We start from the raw sequence: 13,177 nt of genomic DNA on the forward strand, positions 1-13,177 counted from the left end.
CGTCGCGGCCATGCAGTCCTACACCATCGGCCAGGCCGCCCGGCTCCTCGGCGTGAGCCCCGACACCGCCCGCCGCTGGGCGGACGCCGGGCGGGTGGCCACCCACCGGGACGAGAGCGGCCGGCGCCTCATCGAGGGCCGCGACCTCGCCGCGTTCTCGGTGGAGCTGGCCAGGACCGGTGGTGAGGAGGGCGTCACGTCCTCCACGTCCGTCCGCAACGCCTTCCCCGGCATCGTCACCGCCGTCAAGCTCGGCGACGTTGCGGCCCAGGTGGAGATCCAGGCGGGACCCCACCGGCTGGTCTCCCTGCTGACCCGGGAGGCCGTCGAGGAACTGGGCCTGGAGGTCGGCGTGGAGGCCACGGCCAGGGTCAAGTCGACCAACGTGCACATCGACCGCACCTGACCGACCGCCGGACACCGGGCGCCGACCACCAGGCACCGACCACCGGGCGCGGACGGTCAGCCGGGGCCCCCGGCCGGCCGGGACGGACGACGGCCATCCACCCGGATGCTGTCGACACCGCTGACGTGCCGGGCCCCGCACCGGTCCTGCGGCAGGACGAGCTGCGGCCCGGCCCGGTCCAACGGGGTGCCGTCGATGCCGACCGCGAGCAGCACCGGGGCGTCCGCGAAGTCGGGGTCGATCTCGACCCAGGTGAGCAGCGCGTGGTGGCCGTCCGCGCCCGGTGCCGGGGCCAGGCGAACAGGTCGGGCACGGTCAGCAGGGCGGGCCGCGCGAGGTCACCGGTCAGCGCGAGCTCCGCGAGCGGGGGAGCCGGCGGCGTCGGCGGCGTCGGCTGTGTCAGGGACTGGCTCACTGGACAGCACCTCCCGGTGAACCGTACCCGGCGACCGACCCCGGGCAAACGCACATGCATGGATCAGGTGCCGTTGGGCACAGCTCATGCAATGCGGCAGGCGACTTACAGCTCGCATATGCGGAAGTTATGATCAGGCTGTGGCAGAGCGTGGCCCCAGGACCGGGGATCACGCCGGGGGCTTCAGCACGCCTCCGGGCCTCCGACGTCTTCGAGGGAGTAGATCCGTGACGACCCGATCCGCGCGCCGGACCCGACGCACCGCCCGGACCCTGCGGGTGGCCGGCGCCGGTGCCGCCGCGCTGCTGGCCCTGAGCGCCTGCTCCTCCTCCGACACCGGCTCGTCCGACTCGTCCGACTCGTCCGGCAAGACGAAGGGGTCCTCCTCGTCGAAGCTCTCCGGCACGGTGACCGTGTTCGCCGCGGCCTCCCTGAAGGAGAGCTTCACGACCCTCGGCGAGCGGTTCGAGAAGGCCCACCCGGGCACCGAGGTCACCTTCAGCTTCGGCGGCAGCGACAGCCTCGCCGCGAGCATCACGGGCGGCGCCCCGGCCGACGTCTTCGCCGCGGCCAGCCCGAAGACGATGGCCATCGTGACCGACGGGGGCGGCACCGCGACCGCCCCCGCCACCTTCGTGCGCAACCAGCTGGAGATCGCCACCCTGCCCGGCAACCCGGACAAGGTCTCCTCCCTGAAGGACCTGACCAGGTCCGGTCTCAAGGTCGTCCTGTGCGACAGGACCGTGCCGTGCGGCGCCGCCGCGCAGAAGGCCCTGGACGCGAGCGGGCTGAAGCTCACTCCCGTCTCCTACGAGCAGGACGTCAAGAGCGCCCTGACCAAGGTCGAGCTGAAGGAGGCCGACGCGGCGATCGTGTACAAGACCGACGTGAGGGCCGCGGGTGACAAGGTGGAGGGCGTGGAGTTCCCCGAGTCCGCCGACGCCGTCAACGACTACCCGATCGCCCTGCTCAAGGACGCGCACAACACCGACGTGGCCAAGGCGTTCATCGCCCTGGTGCGGTCCCCCGAGGGCCAGAAGGTGTTGACGGGGGCCGGCTTCCTGAAGCCATGATCGACCCCATGACCCCGCCCGACTCCTCAGGAGCCCCGCCCGCCCCGGCCGACGCCCTCACCGGTGGGCCGCGGCGCGGGCGGACGCCGGGCAGGATGCGGGGCGGGGCGCCGCTCCCCCTGCTGCTGCCCGCCCTCGCGGGGCTCGTGTTCCTGCTCCTCCCGCTGGTCGCGCTGCTCGTACGGGCGCCCTGGCGCAGCCTGCCGGAACAACTGGCCAAGCCCGAGGTGTGGCAGGCCCTGCGACTCTCCCTGTTCTCGGCCACGGCGGCCACGGCGGTGAGCCTGGTGCTCGGCGTGCCGCTCGCCTGGCTGCTGGCGCGCACGGAGTTCCCCGGCCGCGGGCTCGTCCGGGCCCTGGTCACACTGCCCCTCGTCCTGCCTCCGGTGGTCGGCGGTGTCGCGCTGCTGCTGGCCCTCGGCCGCAACGGCGTCGTCGGGAAACTGCTCGACTCGTGGTTCGGGATCACGCTGCCCTTCACCACGGCCGGGGTGGTCGTGGCCGAGGCCTTCGTGGCGATGCCCTTCCTGGTGATCAGCGTGGAGGGCACCCTGAGGGCGGCCGACCCGCGGTACGAGGAGGCCGCCATGACCCTCGGCGCCTCACGCTTCACCGCGTTCCGCCGGGTCACCCTGCCCCTGGTCGCGCCGGGCATCGCCGCCGGCTCCGTGCTGGCCTGGGCACGCGCCCTCGGCGAGTTCGGCGCGACGATCACCTTCGCGGGCAACTTCCCCGGCCGTACCCAGACCATGCCACTGGCCGTCTATCTGGCCCTCCAGAGCGACCCCGACGCGGCGATCGCCCTGAGCCTCGTCCTGCTCCTGGTGTCGGTCGCGGTCCTCGCCGGACTGCGGGACCGCTGGATGACGGCGGCCTCATGACGGACACGAACACCGGCACCGGCACCGGCACCGGCCTCGACGCCCGTCTCGTCGTCCGGCGCGGCTCGTTCCGCCTCGACGTCGAACTGTCCGCCGCCCCCGGCGACGTCGTCGCGCTGCTCGGCCCGAACGGCGCGGGCAAGACGACCGCGCTGCGCGCGCTGGCCGGTCTCACCCCGCTGTCCGAGGGCGGCCGGCTGCTGCTGGACGGCGTCCGGCTGGACCGTACGCCGCCGGAGTCCCGCCCCGTCGGGGTCGTCTTCCAGGACTACCTGCTCTTCCCGCACCTGTCCGCGCTCGACAACATCGCCTTCGGACCGCGCTGTCGGGGCGTGTCCAAGGCGGAGGCCCGGGCCCTGGCGGCCGAGTGGCTGGAGCGCATGGACCTGGCCGAGTTCGCCGGGACCAGGCCGCGCCGGCTCTCCGGCGGTCAGGCGCAGCGCGTCGCCGTCGCCCGCGCCCTCGCCATCCGCCCCCGGCTGCTGCTGCTCGACGAACCGCTCGCCGCGCTCGACGCCCGCACCCGGCTGGACGTGCGGGCCCAGCTCCGGCACCATCTGGCCGACTTCGAGGCCGTAGCCGTCCTCGTGACGCACGATCCGCTCGACGCGATGGTGCTGGCCGACCGGCTCGTGGTCGTCGAGGACGGCCGGGTGGTCCAGGAGGGCGGCCCGTCGGACATCGCCCGCAGACCGCGCACCGACTACATCGCCCAGCTGGTCGGGCTCAACCTCTACCGGGGGCGGGCCGAGGGCCACACCGTACGGCTGGAGGCAGGCCCTGCGATCACCACGACCGAGCGGCTCGACGGGCCCGTCTTCGTGGCGTTCCCGCCGTCCGCCGTGACCCTGCACCGCGACCGCCCCACCGGCTCCAGCGCCCGCAACCTGTGGCGGTGCCGGGTCGCGGGGCTGGAGACGCACGGGGACCAGATCCGGGTGGCCCTCACCGGCGAACTCCCGCTCGCCGCCGACCTGACGACGGTCGCCGCGGCGGAACTCGGCCTGCATCCGGGCTCGTCCGTCTGGGCCACGGTGAAGGCGGCCCAGACGCACGCCTATCCGGCCTAGGGCCTGTCGTCAAATTCCCGTCGTCGCCCGAAGGGCGGCCTCGCGGCGCCTGGTGCGTGCTCTCGGCGTGCCGGGCGGAAGTCCTCGTACTGGACGTACTGGGGCTTTCGCCCGGTGCGGCGAGAGTGCGTGCCAGGCGTCGCGAGGCAGGCGGGAATTTGACGACAGGACCTAGGACCCGACACCCGGGCACGTGCGGCGGCGTACGGCACCGGACAGGTCCCAGGGCCCTCTACGTGGCCGCGGGGGCCGCCGTCGCGCGGACCATCACGCAGTCGAACTCCACCACCCGGCCGGTCGCCTCCTCCCGCGACACCGGGTACATGCCGCTGATCTCGAAGCCGCGCTCCTCGTACACGGCGATGGCCTCGCCCATGCGGGGACTGCCCTCGTACAGCCGCAGCGTCGCGACCTCCGACTGCATTCCGACGAAGTCCTCCGCGCGTTCCCCGGCGCCCGCGAACACCTCCAGGTCGTAGCCCTGGGTGTCCATCTTCAGATAGGGGCGGGGGGCGTCGATCCCGGCGAGGGCCGTGTCCATCATCCCGTCGAGTCGGCGGACCTCGATCTCCTCGGTACGCGTCTTGGCGAAGCGCTTGTAGCGGTCCTTGCCGTAATCGCTGGGCGGGAGAAGGGAGTTCATGGTGTTCCAGCCCACATGGATGGACTGGGTGGTGTCCTCGCGGCCGAGGCCGATCCGGTGCACCCACCAGTCGGGGTCCCCCTCGGCCGCCTGCCGGAGCTTCTCGAACGCCTCCGCGGTCGGCTCGAAGGAGACGATCCGGCCGGTGTAGCCGAGACGGCGCAACTGGCGCCCGTACTGGCCGGAGTTGGCGCCCACGTCGAAGACGCAGTTCACCTCGTACCTCTCCAGCAGGGCCGTGACGTGCTGCCCGCAGAGGTAGGACGCGGCCGAGAGCTGGAACTTGCGCTCGTCGGCCGCCGTCTCCCTCTCGTCGAGCAGGAGACGGGCGCCGGTGCCCCCGAGCGGCACCTGCTTCCAGCCCGCCGTCCGTCCCCGCAGGACCAGATCGGCGCCCTTGCCCAGGGCGACGCGTCTGCGCACCCCGCGCCGGTAGACCACCGCGGCTCCCGATCCGAGGTCCAGCACCTGCACCCCCAGACGGGGCAGCAGACCCAGCAGCTTTCTGTGGAAGGTCGCCATGAGGCCACCCTGTCAGACATCCCCGCCGGTTCACCGGGAGTTGGCCGATCCCCCTTTTCCGGCCATGTGACGGAGGCGGCCGTCCGCCCGGACGGGCCCCGGCCGCGGCACCGCGGCGGCCCTGGAGGATCCCGTGGCGGCTTTGTGACGCGGCTCGTTGGTTGCGGGCCGCCCGGGTGGGGCATCACCCGAGGGCAGGACCGGCCGCGCACCGACTCGCGCGGGGTCCCGGCCGACGGGGACGGAGCCGTCGGACGGGTACCGGTCGTCCTGGGAGGGGGAAGTGAGGTGTCAGTCATGCGCGCGCACCGGCGCACCGTCAGGCCGACCGCCCGCGTGGAGTACACACTGCCGCGCACGGCCGTCTCGGCGGGCAGGGCCCGCAAGCTGACCACGGCGTTCCTGACCCGGCCGCGGCCACGGCTCGCGCCGCCGACCGCGGACCAGGTGGACGACGCCACACTGATCGCCTCCGAGCTCGTCGCCAACGCCGTACGGCACGGCCGCAGCGGTTGCCGGCTGCGACTGCAGCTCGGGCACGGGCGGGTGACCGTCGAGGTCCACGACGACAGTCCCGGGCGGCCGCGGATCGGCGCGCTGGACGCGGAATCGGAAAGCGGCCGGGGCCTGGCCATGGTCCAGGAGCTCGCCCACAGCCTGGAGATCGTGAGCACGGGCTTCGGCGGCAAGACCGTACGGGCGGTCCTGGCGGTGCAGTGAAAAGAAGTCACGATCCAGGTTTGGCGCCACCGAAAAGGGGAAAGGGCGCCAAAAAAATTCTTCATCATTTCAATGACCGCGGAAATACAGACGGCCGGCCTGTGTCCCGGACTAGGCGGGGACGATGTTCTCCGCCTGCGGGCCCTTCTGGCCCTGCGTGACGTCGAAGGTCACCTTCTGGCCTTCCTGGAGCTCACGGAAGCCGGAGGTGGCGATGTTCGAGTAGTGGGCGAAGACGTCGGCGCCGCCGCCGTCCTGCTCGATGAAGCCGAAGCCCTTTTCCGCGTTGAACCACTTAACGGTGCCAGTAGCCATACCAAATCTCCTTGGGGCTTAGCTCGGAAGATCCGCACTGCGCGGACCCGCATCGCCGCATTGAGCCCCAACCGGATTACACCGGGAAAAACTTTGGGAACCACAACTGCAACTGAAATCGACAGTAGCACGCCGATCGCCTCGAAGTGGGCGCACTATCTCACCACGAGACCGGGAATATCAAAATCTCGCGGGCCCGTGCACCAAATTCTGTGTCGACCGGAGCAGATATTCGAACCCTGTCGGCAACCGCTCGCGGAGGGTGTCCGGAGGCCGTTCACGCGTCCTGCGGTGTCGAGCGGCGCAGCTCCGCGTTGAGACGCAGGGCCTCGTCCAGGCTGTCCTCCAGCGTGACGATTCTGCAGGCTGCCTCGACGGGCGTGCCCTGGTCGACGAGGTCCCGGGCGCGGGCGGCGGTCCTGAGCTGGTTGCGGGAGTACCTGCGGTGGCCGCCCCCGGAGCGGAACGGGGTGATCAGTCCGGCCTCCCCGACGGCGCGCAGGAACGCGGGGGTGGCGCCGATCAGCTCGGCCGCACGGCCCATCGTGTAGGCGGGGTAGTCGTCGTCTTCGAACCGGTCGGTGGTGCTCATGGTGCTTCCCTGGGGCGCGTGCATCACCTTCCACTCTTGCAGATCGGGACCGGTACCCGCCCCGGGCACCGGCACCGGTCCGGTGACGTCCGCGTGCCGCGCTCACCCGGACGGACCGGTGCGCTGGTGGGAGGCCCCGGCCGGTGGTGGCGTGGAGGGACACAGCCCGTCCTCGGGACCGTCCTCGGGAGGCCCTCGCATGATCCGTCCGTCCTGTCTCCTCGCGTCCGCCCTGACCGCGGGGATGCTGCTCTCGACGGCCGCCTGCTCGGACGGCGGAGGAGACGGCGGCGGCCCGGGCCGTGCGGACTCCCCCTCGTCCCCGGCCGCCACGTCCGCGGTCCCGGCCTCTCCCGTCGCCGAGGAGCCCGGCGCCGCGTCGCCCTCGCCCTCGCCCTCCGTGCGGACGCTCACCGAGGCCGAGGCGCGGTCGGCGCTGATCACCAACTCCGACCTCGGATCGCAGTGGGAGGAGTCGAAGAGCGTGGCGGCCTGGCGCGACACCCTGCTCAGGAGCAAGGTCGACACGGCGGCCTTCGTCACCGACAAGGAGAACGCCAAGGAGTGCCAGAAGCTGCTGGACGGCCTGTACTCGGAGGACCTGCTGGGCAAGCCGCAGGGCGCCGGCGCCGTCACCGGCTTCGACGACAGCGACGACGAGGCCCAGATGCGCTACGAGGTCGCCTCGTACGGGAAGAGCGCCCTGGACGACCGGTTCGACTGGCTGAAGACGCTGCCGGACGTCTGCGACGAGTTCACGGCCGTCGACGCCCAGGGCGGCAAGCAGACCGTCCAGGTCGTCTCGACGAGCCTTCCCGACGCGGGGGACGCCCGTCAGGGCCTGCGGGTGACGATGAGCGGTGAGCTGGAGGGCGACCCCGAGACGCTGACCCTGGACTTCGCGGCGGCGCGGGTCGGCGACAGCGCCCTGTCCCTCACCAACGGGGGCCTCTCCGGCGCCGAGCACCAGTCCACCGAGCAGGCGGTGAAGGCGGGCGCGAACCGGCTGGAGGACGTCCTGGCGGGGAAGTCACCCGCCCCGACGCAGGGCTAGCGGGACCACGGCCCGGACGCACCGCGGCCCGGACGCACCGCGGCCCGGACGCACCACGGCCCGGGCGGCCTCTGTCGAGGACGCCGCGGGCCGGAGGTGTCAGAGGGGGCCGGTCAGAGCCGGTCCATCCGGGAGTAGGGGCTCGGGACGCGGACCTGGCGGGCGCCGAAGTCGACGAGCATCGCGATGCCCTCTTCGACGCCGACGATCGTGCCCAGGCCGTACTGGTCGTGGGAGACGCGGTCTCCGAGGCCGAACTCCTTGGCCACGGGGACGACGGGTGCAGCGAAGGGGCTGGTGGGCAGGTGGCGCCGGGGCGCGGAGGATTTACTCATCGTGAATCCAGTATGGGCCTTGATCCGGCGGACGACAGGGCCTGATGGTCTCGATCCCACTCCGACTCGGTGTCCCCCAGGACTACGGGACACGGCGGCCGGAGCGCTCCTGGCACGGCCCCGGCCCCGGCCTGCCGGGCGTTCCCCGAGGTCAGCCGTCGGGGCACCGGCTCCGTGATCTTCCCGGTGCGCGGTGCGGTTCGCCGGGCGGGTCCGGCACGGAGCCGTCGCGGACCCGGCGGCCCGCGACGGCGAGTCCCGGGCGGGCCGCGCCGGAGGCCGGCGTCCGCCGTGGGCGCGGGAGCCGGTCCGGCTCCCGCGCCCGCGCACTCACTTCAGGTCGAGCCGGGAGTAGACCCCGCCCTCGGTGTTCCGGACGACGACGTGCTCGACGCCGAGGCCGTCCTCAGCCGGGGACAGGTCGGTGCTGACGTACCAGACGCCCCAGCCGGGGTTGCCCGGGAGCTCCAGGAGCTTGGCGTGCAGCGTTCCGGCCGTGGTGCGCACGATGACCCGCGAGGCGGTGCCCGTGCCGCCGTAGTACACGCCCGAGAGCGTGACGTGGCCCTCGGCGGTGGCCTCGACCGTCGCGGAGACGCCGGGCCGGGTGAGATCGATGTTGCCGTCGACCACGCTCCTGAACTGGGGCTCGGGGTTGTCGGGCGTCGTCCAGTGCTTGCCCTCCGGCGTCAGCCAGAACTCGGCGCCGCCGGGCTCCGTGACGTGCTCGCCCGGCGCGACGATCCGGGCGGTGGGGGCGGTCTGCGCGGCCCGGGGGGCGGGAGCGTGCACCGAGAGGGCAGGCGCGTGCGCCGAGAGGGCGGTGACGTGCGCAGCGTTCGCGGACGAGACGGCGTGGGCCGCCGTGGGGGCCGTGATCAGCGCTACGGCGACCGCGGCCACAGCCACACACCTCTTCATGCTTGTCATGATACGGACAACTCCTCGTGATGGTGCGGATATTTCGGATGCGCGCGGGAGCCGGCCCCCGTACCGACTCCCGCGCCCGCCGACCGGACGACGCCGGTCGGAGATCTTGTGCGCGAACGCGCGTCAGGCGAGCGCGCTCGTCGCCCGCCACTGGTCCCAGGTCAGGTTCCAGTCGCCGTAGCCGTTGCCGACGGCGACCGTGTCCCGGGAGTTGACGACCTTGACGACGTCGCCGGGGATGACCTCGTCGAAGAACTGCTTCGCGGGACCGCCGGTGGCGAGTCCGACACAGCCGTGCGTGACGTTCTGACGGCCGCCGTAGACGTTCGCCTTCGGGTTCTGGTGGAGGTAGGTGCCCGAGGTGGTGAGGTGGACGGCGTAGTAGTAGTAATCCGCGTACGCGTCGCCGTAGCCGACCGACTTGGAGTCCATGAACACCTTCGACGCCTTGTCGGAGACGACCATCGTGCCGTTCCAGGTGTCCATGCCCGGCGCTCCCGCCGTGATCGGTACGCGGCGCGACGATCCGGCCGTTTCGAGCGTCATGAAGTGTGTACGGACATCCACTGTGGCGACGAAGGAGCGGCCCACCGTGAAATGCCTGGTGATTCCGGCCCCGGCCCGGACGGTGACCTCCGTTCCGGGCTTCCAGTACTCGCGGGGCCGGAAGTCGACGCGCTGCCCGTCGAGGAGGTTCCGGTCCTTGACCCAGCCCCAGGAGCCCTCCACATCGGCGGTCACCTTCAACTGCTTCTCCACGGAGGCCCGTTCGGCCGCGGGTATCGGACGGTCGAAGGTCACCGAGATCGGCATGCCCACACCCACGGTCTGCCCGTCGGCGATGTTGACGTGCGCGCCCGGCAGGGGCTCGGGCGGCGTGGCCGAGGGCTTCGGCCGGGCCTTGCCCGTCGCGTCGGCGGCCGTGGAGGCGGACGGGCCGTCCGCGGCGGCCCCGCCGTCGGCCAGCGCCCGCGCTGAGCATCCGGCGAGCGCGAGCGCGCACACGGCCGCCGCGCTCAGGGCGCGGGCCAACCGCCCTCTGCGGCCGCGCAGTTGCGTGGTCATGGTGATCCCCCTGTGGTGTGCTTCGATGTGCGACGTACGGGACCTGTACGCGCGACGGGGACGGCCTGGTTGCACGCGTCCCGAAAATTCGCGGACATCCGGGCGGAGGGCATGACCGAGGACGAGTTCGACGCGTTCTACGCGACCGCGTTCCCCCGGCTGACCGGCCAGCTCTACGCGTTCACGGGGGATCACGGCGAGGCGCAGGACGTGGTCCAGGAGGCGTTCGTCCGCGCCTGGGACCGGCGGCGCGAGTTCCTCGCCGACGGCGCTCCCGAGGCGTGGATACGGACCGTGGCGACACGGCTCGCGGTGAGCCGCTGGCGCCGGGCCCGCCGTTGGCTGGAACTGGTGCGGCGCACACCGCCCACCGACCACGCCCCGGGCCCGGGGCCCGAGCGCACCGCGCTCGTGGCCGCGCTGCGCACCCTGCCCGAAGCACAGCGGATGGCGATCGTTCTGCACCATCTGTGCGACTTGAGTGTCGAGCAGGTAGCCTCCGAAACCGGTGCCCCCGTCGGCACGGTCAAGGCCCGGCTCTCGCGGGGCCGGGCGGCGCTGGCACGGGTGTTCTCGGAGGAATCGGCGGATCTGGCCGGATCCGCGCGGCCGTCGGGCCTCGCGGGCGCGCCGGGCAAGGGGCAGAGGGAGGGCGGCCGTGTCCGATGAACTCGCCACCGCCTTGCGCGCGTTGGCGACCGAGGCGGAGAAGCCTCCGGTACTGAGCGGGGCGGAGATCCGCGGCCGGGCGAGCGGCCGCAGGCGCCGCCGCCGTACGGCCCTGGCCGCGGCCGGCGTCTCCATAGCGGGCGCGCTCGCCCTGGTCGTCGTGGCGGGCCTGGGCGGCGGGGCGCAGCAGAAGACTCCTCCGGCCGCGAGTTCCACCGCCGCCCCGAGCCCGTCGGTGGCGAAGCCGGACGCGACGATCGATCTGGGCAGGCGCGTGATCTCGGTCGCGGGCCACGAACTGACGCTCCACGGCGACACCCTGACCGGGGACGCCCCGACGGTCCGGATGACGGTCGCGGCGAAGGCGGCCGACATGAGGATCTCCAGCAAGACGGTCGGCTTCGGCGGCGGCTACGTCCTCCGCGCCTCCTGGGTGGTCGAGCTCACCGGACCCGACGGCAGGGCGGACTACGTCGGCGGCCTGCCGTCCCGCGGACTCCGCGTCTCCGACGCCGGCCACGGCTGGATCGTCCTGGACGTGGCCGATGCCAAGCTGCTGTACGAGCGGCTGGAGCTGGGCGCGGTGGTCGAGATCAGGCCGTCGGCCGGCGCCTCGGCCTCCTCGACGGCGCCCCGGGGCACGGCGACGGCGGGCTCGGACGCGGCCACCGGCCCGGCGGCCGGCTCGGGAACCTCGGGCTCGGGAACCTCGGGCGGCTAGCGCGGCCCGTGCGGTCCGTACGGCCGGGCGCGCTCAGGCGTCCGGCACCCCTGGAAGCCCCCGCACCCGCACCCGGAACGACCGGCACCCGCGCGTCTCAGAGGGGCGGCTGGGCCGGAGCGGGTCCGAGGGTCGTCGTGCCCGGGGCGGTGCGGTGGCCGAGCCCCGTGCGGTAGGCGTCCAGGGCCGCCTCCACGCGGCCGGTGCGCCGCAGCAGGTCGCCCAGCAGCCGGCACAGGTCCGCCAGGTCGCCCGCGGCGCCCGCCCGCTCCAGCAGGCTCATCGCCCGCACGTAGTGCTCCTCCGCCGCCTCGGTGTCCCGGGTGTCCTCGGCGATGATCCCGAGCAGGCGGTGCGCGGCGGCCGCGTGGATGGCGCCCCGCTCGGAACTCAGGTCACCGAGCACCCCCCGCAGCAACTCGTCCGCCTCCTCGGACTTGCCGCGCCGGTGCAGCACGTCGGCCAGCTCCACCGCGACCTGGCTGGTGTAGAGCGCGGCCCGCTTCGCGGAGAGCATCGCCTGCGCCTCCCGCAACTCGCCCTCCGCGCGCTCCAGTTCGCCGTTCTGGGCGTACAGGTACCCGCGCATCCAGTGGCAGTTGGCGAGTTCGGTGCGGATCTGGAGCTGCCGGTAGAGCTCGGCGGCCTTGGCGAGGGAGACGTCGGCCTCGGCGATCCGCCCTTCGGCGATCATCGTGCGCGCCACCGAGCGGTGCATCCGCGCCACCAGGGCCGGGTCCTGGACCTGCGGCGCGAGGGCGAGCGCGAACTCGGCGGCCTGGGCGGCGCGGGCGTGCGCGCCCATGTCCATGTAGGGCGCGATGACCCCGGTGTAGAGGAGGAGCAGTGCCTCGGGATCGTGCAGACCCGTCCGGTTGAGCTCGTCGAGGGTGGACTCGAACAGGTAGCAGGAGTAACGGAGTTCACCGGCGAGGTAGTGGGAGACCGCGCGTCCGCGCACGGCGGGCACCCGCTGCGGCAGCGGCGCGTCCCCCAGCCGCTGCTCCGACTCCTCGAAGCGCCGCTGCGCCGTCTCCAGGTCCCCCGTGTCCAGGGCGCATTCGCCGAGTCCGAGAAGCGCCGCCGCCTGCTCGGCGACCAGCCCGTGGGCCTCCGCCTCCACGAGCAGCAGGGCGTAGACCTCGGCGGCCGGTTCGGCCTCCCCGGTGGAGAGCGTGCGCTGGGCGTCCGTCAGCCGCAGCCGCAGGTCGATGGCGAGGTGGGCGGGCCGTCCGGTCGCCAGTTCCTCGTACGCGACCCCGAGACGGCCGGCTATGTGCCGCAGGGCGGGCTCGGAGGCCCGGACCCGGCCGGCCTCCAGCGTGGAGATGTAGGCGGGCGTGTACACCGGCTCCGCGAGCTGACGTTGCGTCAATCCACGTTCCGTACGCAGCTGTTGCACCCTGCGCCCGATGATCTCAGGGTCGTCCCGCTCCGCCATGGGTCAAGCATGCCATCAAGCCGAGCCGATTCGGTCCGGCTTTTGACTACTGTCCGGTCCCGGACCCTCTTGCGACGGGAACCCGGGAGCCTCTACGTTAAGCGCCGGATTAAGCCTGCTTAATACGCCGCTGTTGTTGCGAGGTCACCGTGCTCCGACGTATTTCCGCGCGCTACTCCAGAGGGTTCCTCGCCGCCGTCATCGCGGTCGCCGCGCTGGTCACGGCGGCGAACGTCGGCCCCGCGAGAGCGGCCGCCCTGTCCCCCGCGGCCCGCACCGCCACCCACACGACCGGCCATCAGGGGCTCCCCCCGGTCCGGTGACG

At 72.8% G+C, this 13,177-nt stretch carries 16 protein-coding genes and 1 pseudogene; 9 read left to right on the plus strand and 8 right to left on the minus strand.

All coding sequences use genetic code 11. The annotated features are described in order from the left end of the window. Positions 1-10: 10 nt before the first annotated feature. Positions 11-406 carry a molybdopterin-binding protein gene (locus ACFW6B_RS22310; RefSeq protein WP_386598248.1) on the plus strand — a complete coding sequence of 132 codons (396 nt, stop codon included), beginning with the start codon at positions 11-13 and terminating at the stop codon, positions 404-406. Between the two features lie 56 nt (positions 407-462). Here ACFW6B_RS22310 and ACFW6B_RS22315 read toward each other — a convergent pair. Next, a pseudogene (locus ACFW6B_RS22315) lies at positions 463-821 on the minus strand (hypothetical protein). A gap of 227 nt (positions 822-1,048) precedes the next feature. Between ACFW6B_RS22315 and modA the strand changes: the two are divergent. The 3 genes from modA to ACFW6B_RS22330 are packed head-to-tail and all read left to right on the plus strand — an operon-like array spanning position 1,049 to position 3,845. Next, entirely contained in the window at positions 1,049-1,894 is an 846-nt protein-coding gene (gene modA / locus ACFW6B_RS22320; protein ID WP_386598249.1) for a molybdate ABC transporter substrate-binding protein, read from the plus strand. Between the two features lie 8 nt (positions 1,895-1,902). Continuing rightward, complete coding sequence (gene modB / locus ACFW6B_RS22325; protein WP_386598250.1) at positions 1,903-2,775, plus strand: molybdate ABC transporter permease subunit; 873 nt, start codon at positions 1,903-1,905, stop codon at positions 2,773-2,775. Beyond that, a complete protein-coding gene (locus ACFW6B_RS22330) occupies positions 2,772-3,845 on the plus strand; it encodes an ABC transporter ATP-binding protein (RefSeq protein WP_386598252.1) in 1,074 nt (357 codons plus the stop codon). Before modB ends, ACFW6B_RS22330 begins: the two co-directional genes overlap by 4 nt. Before the next feature lie 232 nt (positions 3,846-4,077). Here ACFW6B_RS22330 and ACFW6B_RS22335 read toward each other — a convergent pair whose 3' ends face one another. Next, on the minus strand, positions 4,078-5,010 hold the full coding sequence (locus ACFW6B_RS22335) for an FkbM family methyltransferase (RefSeq protein ID WP_386598253.1): 933 nt from the start codon (positions 5,008-5,010) through the stop codon (positions 4,078-4,080). 297 nt (positions 5,011-5,307) lie between these two features. On the opposite strand from ACFW6B_RS22335, the gene ACFW6B_RS22340 reads away from it, so the two are divergent. Beyond that, positions 5,308-5,730 carry an ATP-binding protein gene (locus tag ACFW6B_RS22340; protein ID WP_386598254.1) on the plus strand — a complete coding sequence of 141 codons (423 nt, stop codon included), beginning with the start codon at positions 5,308-5,310 and terminating at the stop codon, positions 5,728-5,730. Positions 5,731-5,841: 111 nt separating this feature from the next. Here ACFW6B_RS22340 and ACFW6B_RS22345 read toward each other — a convergent pair whose 3' ends face one another. Together ACFW6B_RS22345 and ACFW6B_RS22350 are read right to left on the minus strand one after the other, a co-directional pair. Then, a complete protein-coding gene (locus ACFW6B_RS22345) occupies positions 5,842-6,045 on the minus strand; it encodes a cold-shock protein (RefSeq protein WP_020871138.1) in 204 nt (67 codons plus the stop codon). Between the two features lie 277 nt (positions 6,046-6,322). Beyond that, positions 6,323-6,637, minus strand: coding sequence for a MerR family transcriptional regulator (locus ACFW6B_RS22350; RefSeq protein WP_386598255.1), 315 nt, complete (start codon positions 6,635-6,637; stop codon positions 6,323-6,325). A 199-nt stretch (positions 6,638-6,836) separates the two neighbouring features. On the opposite strand from ACFW6B_RS22350, the gene ACFW6B_RS22355 reads away from it, so the two are divergent. Then, positions 6,837-7,691 (plus strand): hypothetical protein, encoded by an 855-nt coding sequence (locus tag ACFW6B_RS22355; RefSeq protein ID WP_386598256.1) that lies wholly within the window; start codon positions 6,837-6,839, stop codon positions 7,689-7,691. Between the two features lie 113 nt (positions 7,692-7,804). Here the strand turns inward: ACFW6B_RS22355 and ACFW6B_RS22360 are convergent, their stop codons facing one another. The 3 genes from ACFW6B_RS22360 to ACFW6B_RS22370 all read right to left on the minus strand — a co-directional run bounded on the left by ACFW6B_RS22360 (position 7,805) and on the right by ACFW6B_RS22370 (position 10,021). Next, entirely contained in the window at positions 7,805-8,026 is a 222-nt protein-coding gene (locus ACFW6B_RS22360) for a hypothetical protein (RefSeq protein WP_386598257.1), read from the minus strand. Between the two features lie 330 nt (positions 8,027-8,356). Next, on the minus strand, positions 8,357-8,947 hold the full coding sequence (locus ACFW6B_RS22365) for a hypothetical protein (RefSeq protein ID WP_386598259.1): 591 nt from the start codon (positions 8,945-8,947) through the stop codon (positions 8,357-8,359). Between the two features lie 132 nt (positions 8,948-9,079). Continuing rightward, complete coding sequence (locus ACFW6B_RS22370; protein ID WP_386598260.1) at positions 9,080-10,021, minus strand: L,D-transpeptidase; 942 nt, start codon at positions 10,019-10,021, stop codon at positions 9,080-9,082. Between the two features lie 111 nt (positions 10,022-10,132). Here ACFW6B_RS22370 and ACFW6B_RS22375 point away from each other — a divergent pair, with 111 nt between their 5' ends. Both ACFW6B_RS22375 and ACFW6B_RS22380 read left to right on the plus strand, forming a co-directional pair. Beyond that, positions 10,133-10,690, plus strand: coding sequence for a SigE family RNA polymerase sigma factor (locus ACFW6B_RS22375; protein ID WP_386598261.1), 558 nt, complete (start codon positions 10,133-10,135; stop codon positions 10,688-10,690). Further along, positions 10,680-11,411 carry a L,D-transpeptidase gene (locus tag ACFW6B_RS22380; RefSeq protein WP_386598262.1) on the plus strand — a complete coding sequence of 244 codons (732 nt, stop codon included), beginning with the start codon at positions 10,680-10,682 and terminating at the stop codon, positions 11,409-11,411. The genes ACFW6B_RS22375 and ACFW6B_RS22380 overlap by 11 nt, the downstream gene beginning before the upstream one ends. A gap of 97 nt (positions 11,412-11,508) precedes the next feature. Here the strand turns inward: ACFW6B_RS22380 and ACFW6B_RS22385 are convergent, their stop codons facing one another. After that, positions 11,509-12,852 carry a helix-turn-helix domain-containing protein gene (locus ACFW6B_RS22385; RefSeq protein WP_386598263.1) on the minus strand — a complete coding sequence of 448 codons (1,344 nt, stop codon included), beginning with the start codon at positions 12,850-12,852 and terminating at the stop codon, positions 11,509-11,511. A gap of 149 nt (positions 12,853-13,001) precedes the next feature. Between ACFW6B_RS22385 and ACFW6B_RS22390 the strand changes: the two genes are divergently transcribed. Then, a complete protein-coding gene (locus tag ACFW6B_RS22390; protein WP_386598264.1) occupies positions 13,002-13,175 on the plus strand; it encodes a hypothetical protein in 174 nt (57 codons plus the stop codon). Positions 13,176-13,177 lie beyond the last annotated feature (2 nt).

The sequence above is a fragment of the Streptomyces sp. NPDC058751 genome (assembly GCF_042746485.1).
In the GTDB taxonomy this organism is placed as follows: domain Bacteria; phylum Actinomycetota; class Actinomycetes; order Streptomycetales; family Streptomycetaceae; genus Streptomyces.

Coding starts and splice junctions, on each gene's coding strand:
- ACFW6B_RS22340 (WP_386598254.1), top strand. CDS start 5,308: ATGCGCGCGCACCGGCGCACCGTCAGGCCGACCGCCCGCGTGGAGTAC.
- ACFW6B_RS22350 (WP_386598255.1), bottom strand. CDS start 6,637: ATGAGCACCACCGACCGGTTCGAAGACGACGACTACCCCGCCTACACG.
- ACFW6B_RS22345 (WP_020871138.1), bottom strand. CDS start 6,045: ATGGCTACTGGCACCGTTAAGTGGTTCAACGCGGAAAAGGGCTTCGGC.
- ACFW6B_RS22355 (WP_386598256.1), top strand. CDS start 6,837: ATGATCCGTCCGTCCTGTCTCCTCGCGTCCGCCCTGACCGCGGGGATG.
- ACFW6B_RS22385 (WP_386598263.1), bottom strand. CDS start 12,852: ATGGCGGAGCGGGACGACCCTGAGATCATCGGGCGCAGGGTGCAACAG.
- ACFW6B_RS22330 (WP_386598252.1), top strand. CDS start 2,772: ATGACGGACACGAACACCGGCACCGGCACCGGCACCGGCCTCGACGCC.
- ACFW6B_RS22365 (WP_386598259.1), bottom strand. CDS start 8,947: ATGAAGAGGTGTGTGGCTGTGGCCGCGGTCGCCGTAGCGCTGATCACG.
- ACFW6B_RS22375 (WP_386598261.1), top strand. CDS start 10,133: ATGACCGAGGACGAGTTCGACGCGTTCTACGCGACCGCGTTCCCCCGG.
- ACFW6B_RS22335 (WP_386598253.1), bottom strand. CDS start 5,010: ATGGCGACCTTCCACAGAAAGCTGCTGGGTCTGCTGCCCCGTCTGGGG.
- modB (WP_386598250.1), top strand. CDS start 1,903: ATGACCCCGCCCGACTCCTCAGGAGCCCCGCCCGCCCCGGCCGACGCC.
- ACFW6B_RS22370 (WP_386598260.1), bottom strand. CDS start 10,021: ATGACCACGCAACTGCGCGGCCGCAGAGGGCGGTTGGCCCGCGCCCTG.
- ACFW6B_RS22360 (WP_386598257.1), bottom strand. CDS start 8,026: ATGAGTAAATCCTCCGCGCCCCGGCGCCACCTGCCCACCAGCCCCTTC.
- ACFW6B_RS22310 (WP_386598248.1), top strand. CDS start 11: ATGCAGTCCTACACCATCGGCCAGGCCGCCCGGCTCCTCGGCGTGAGC.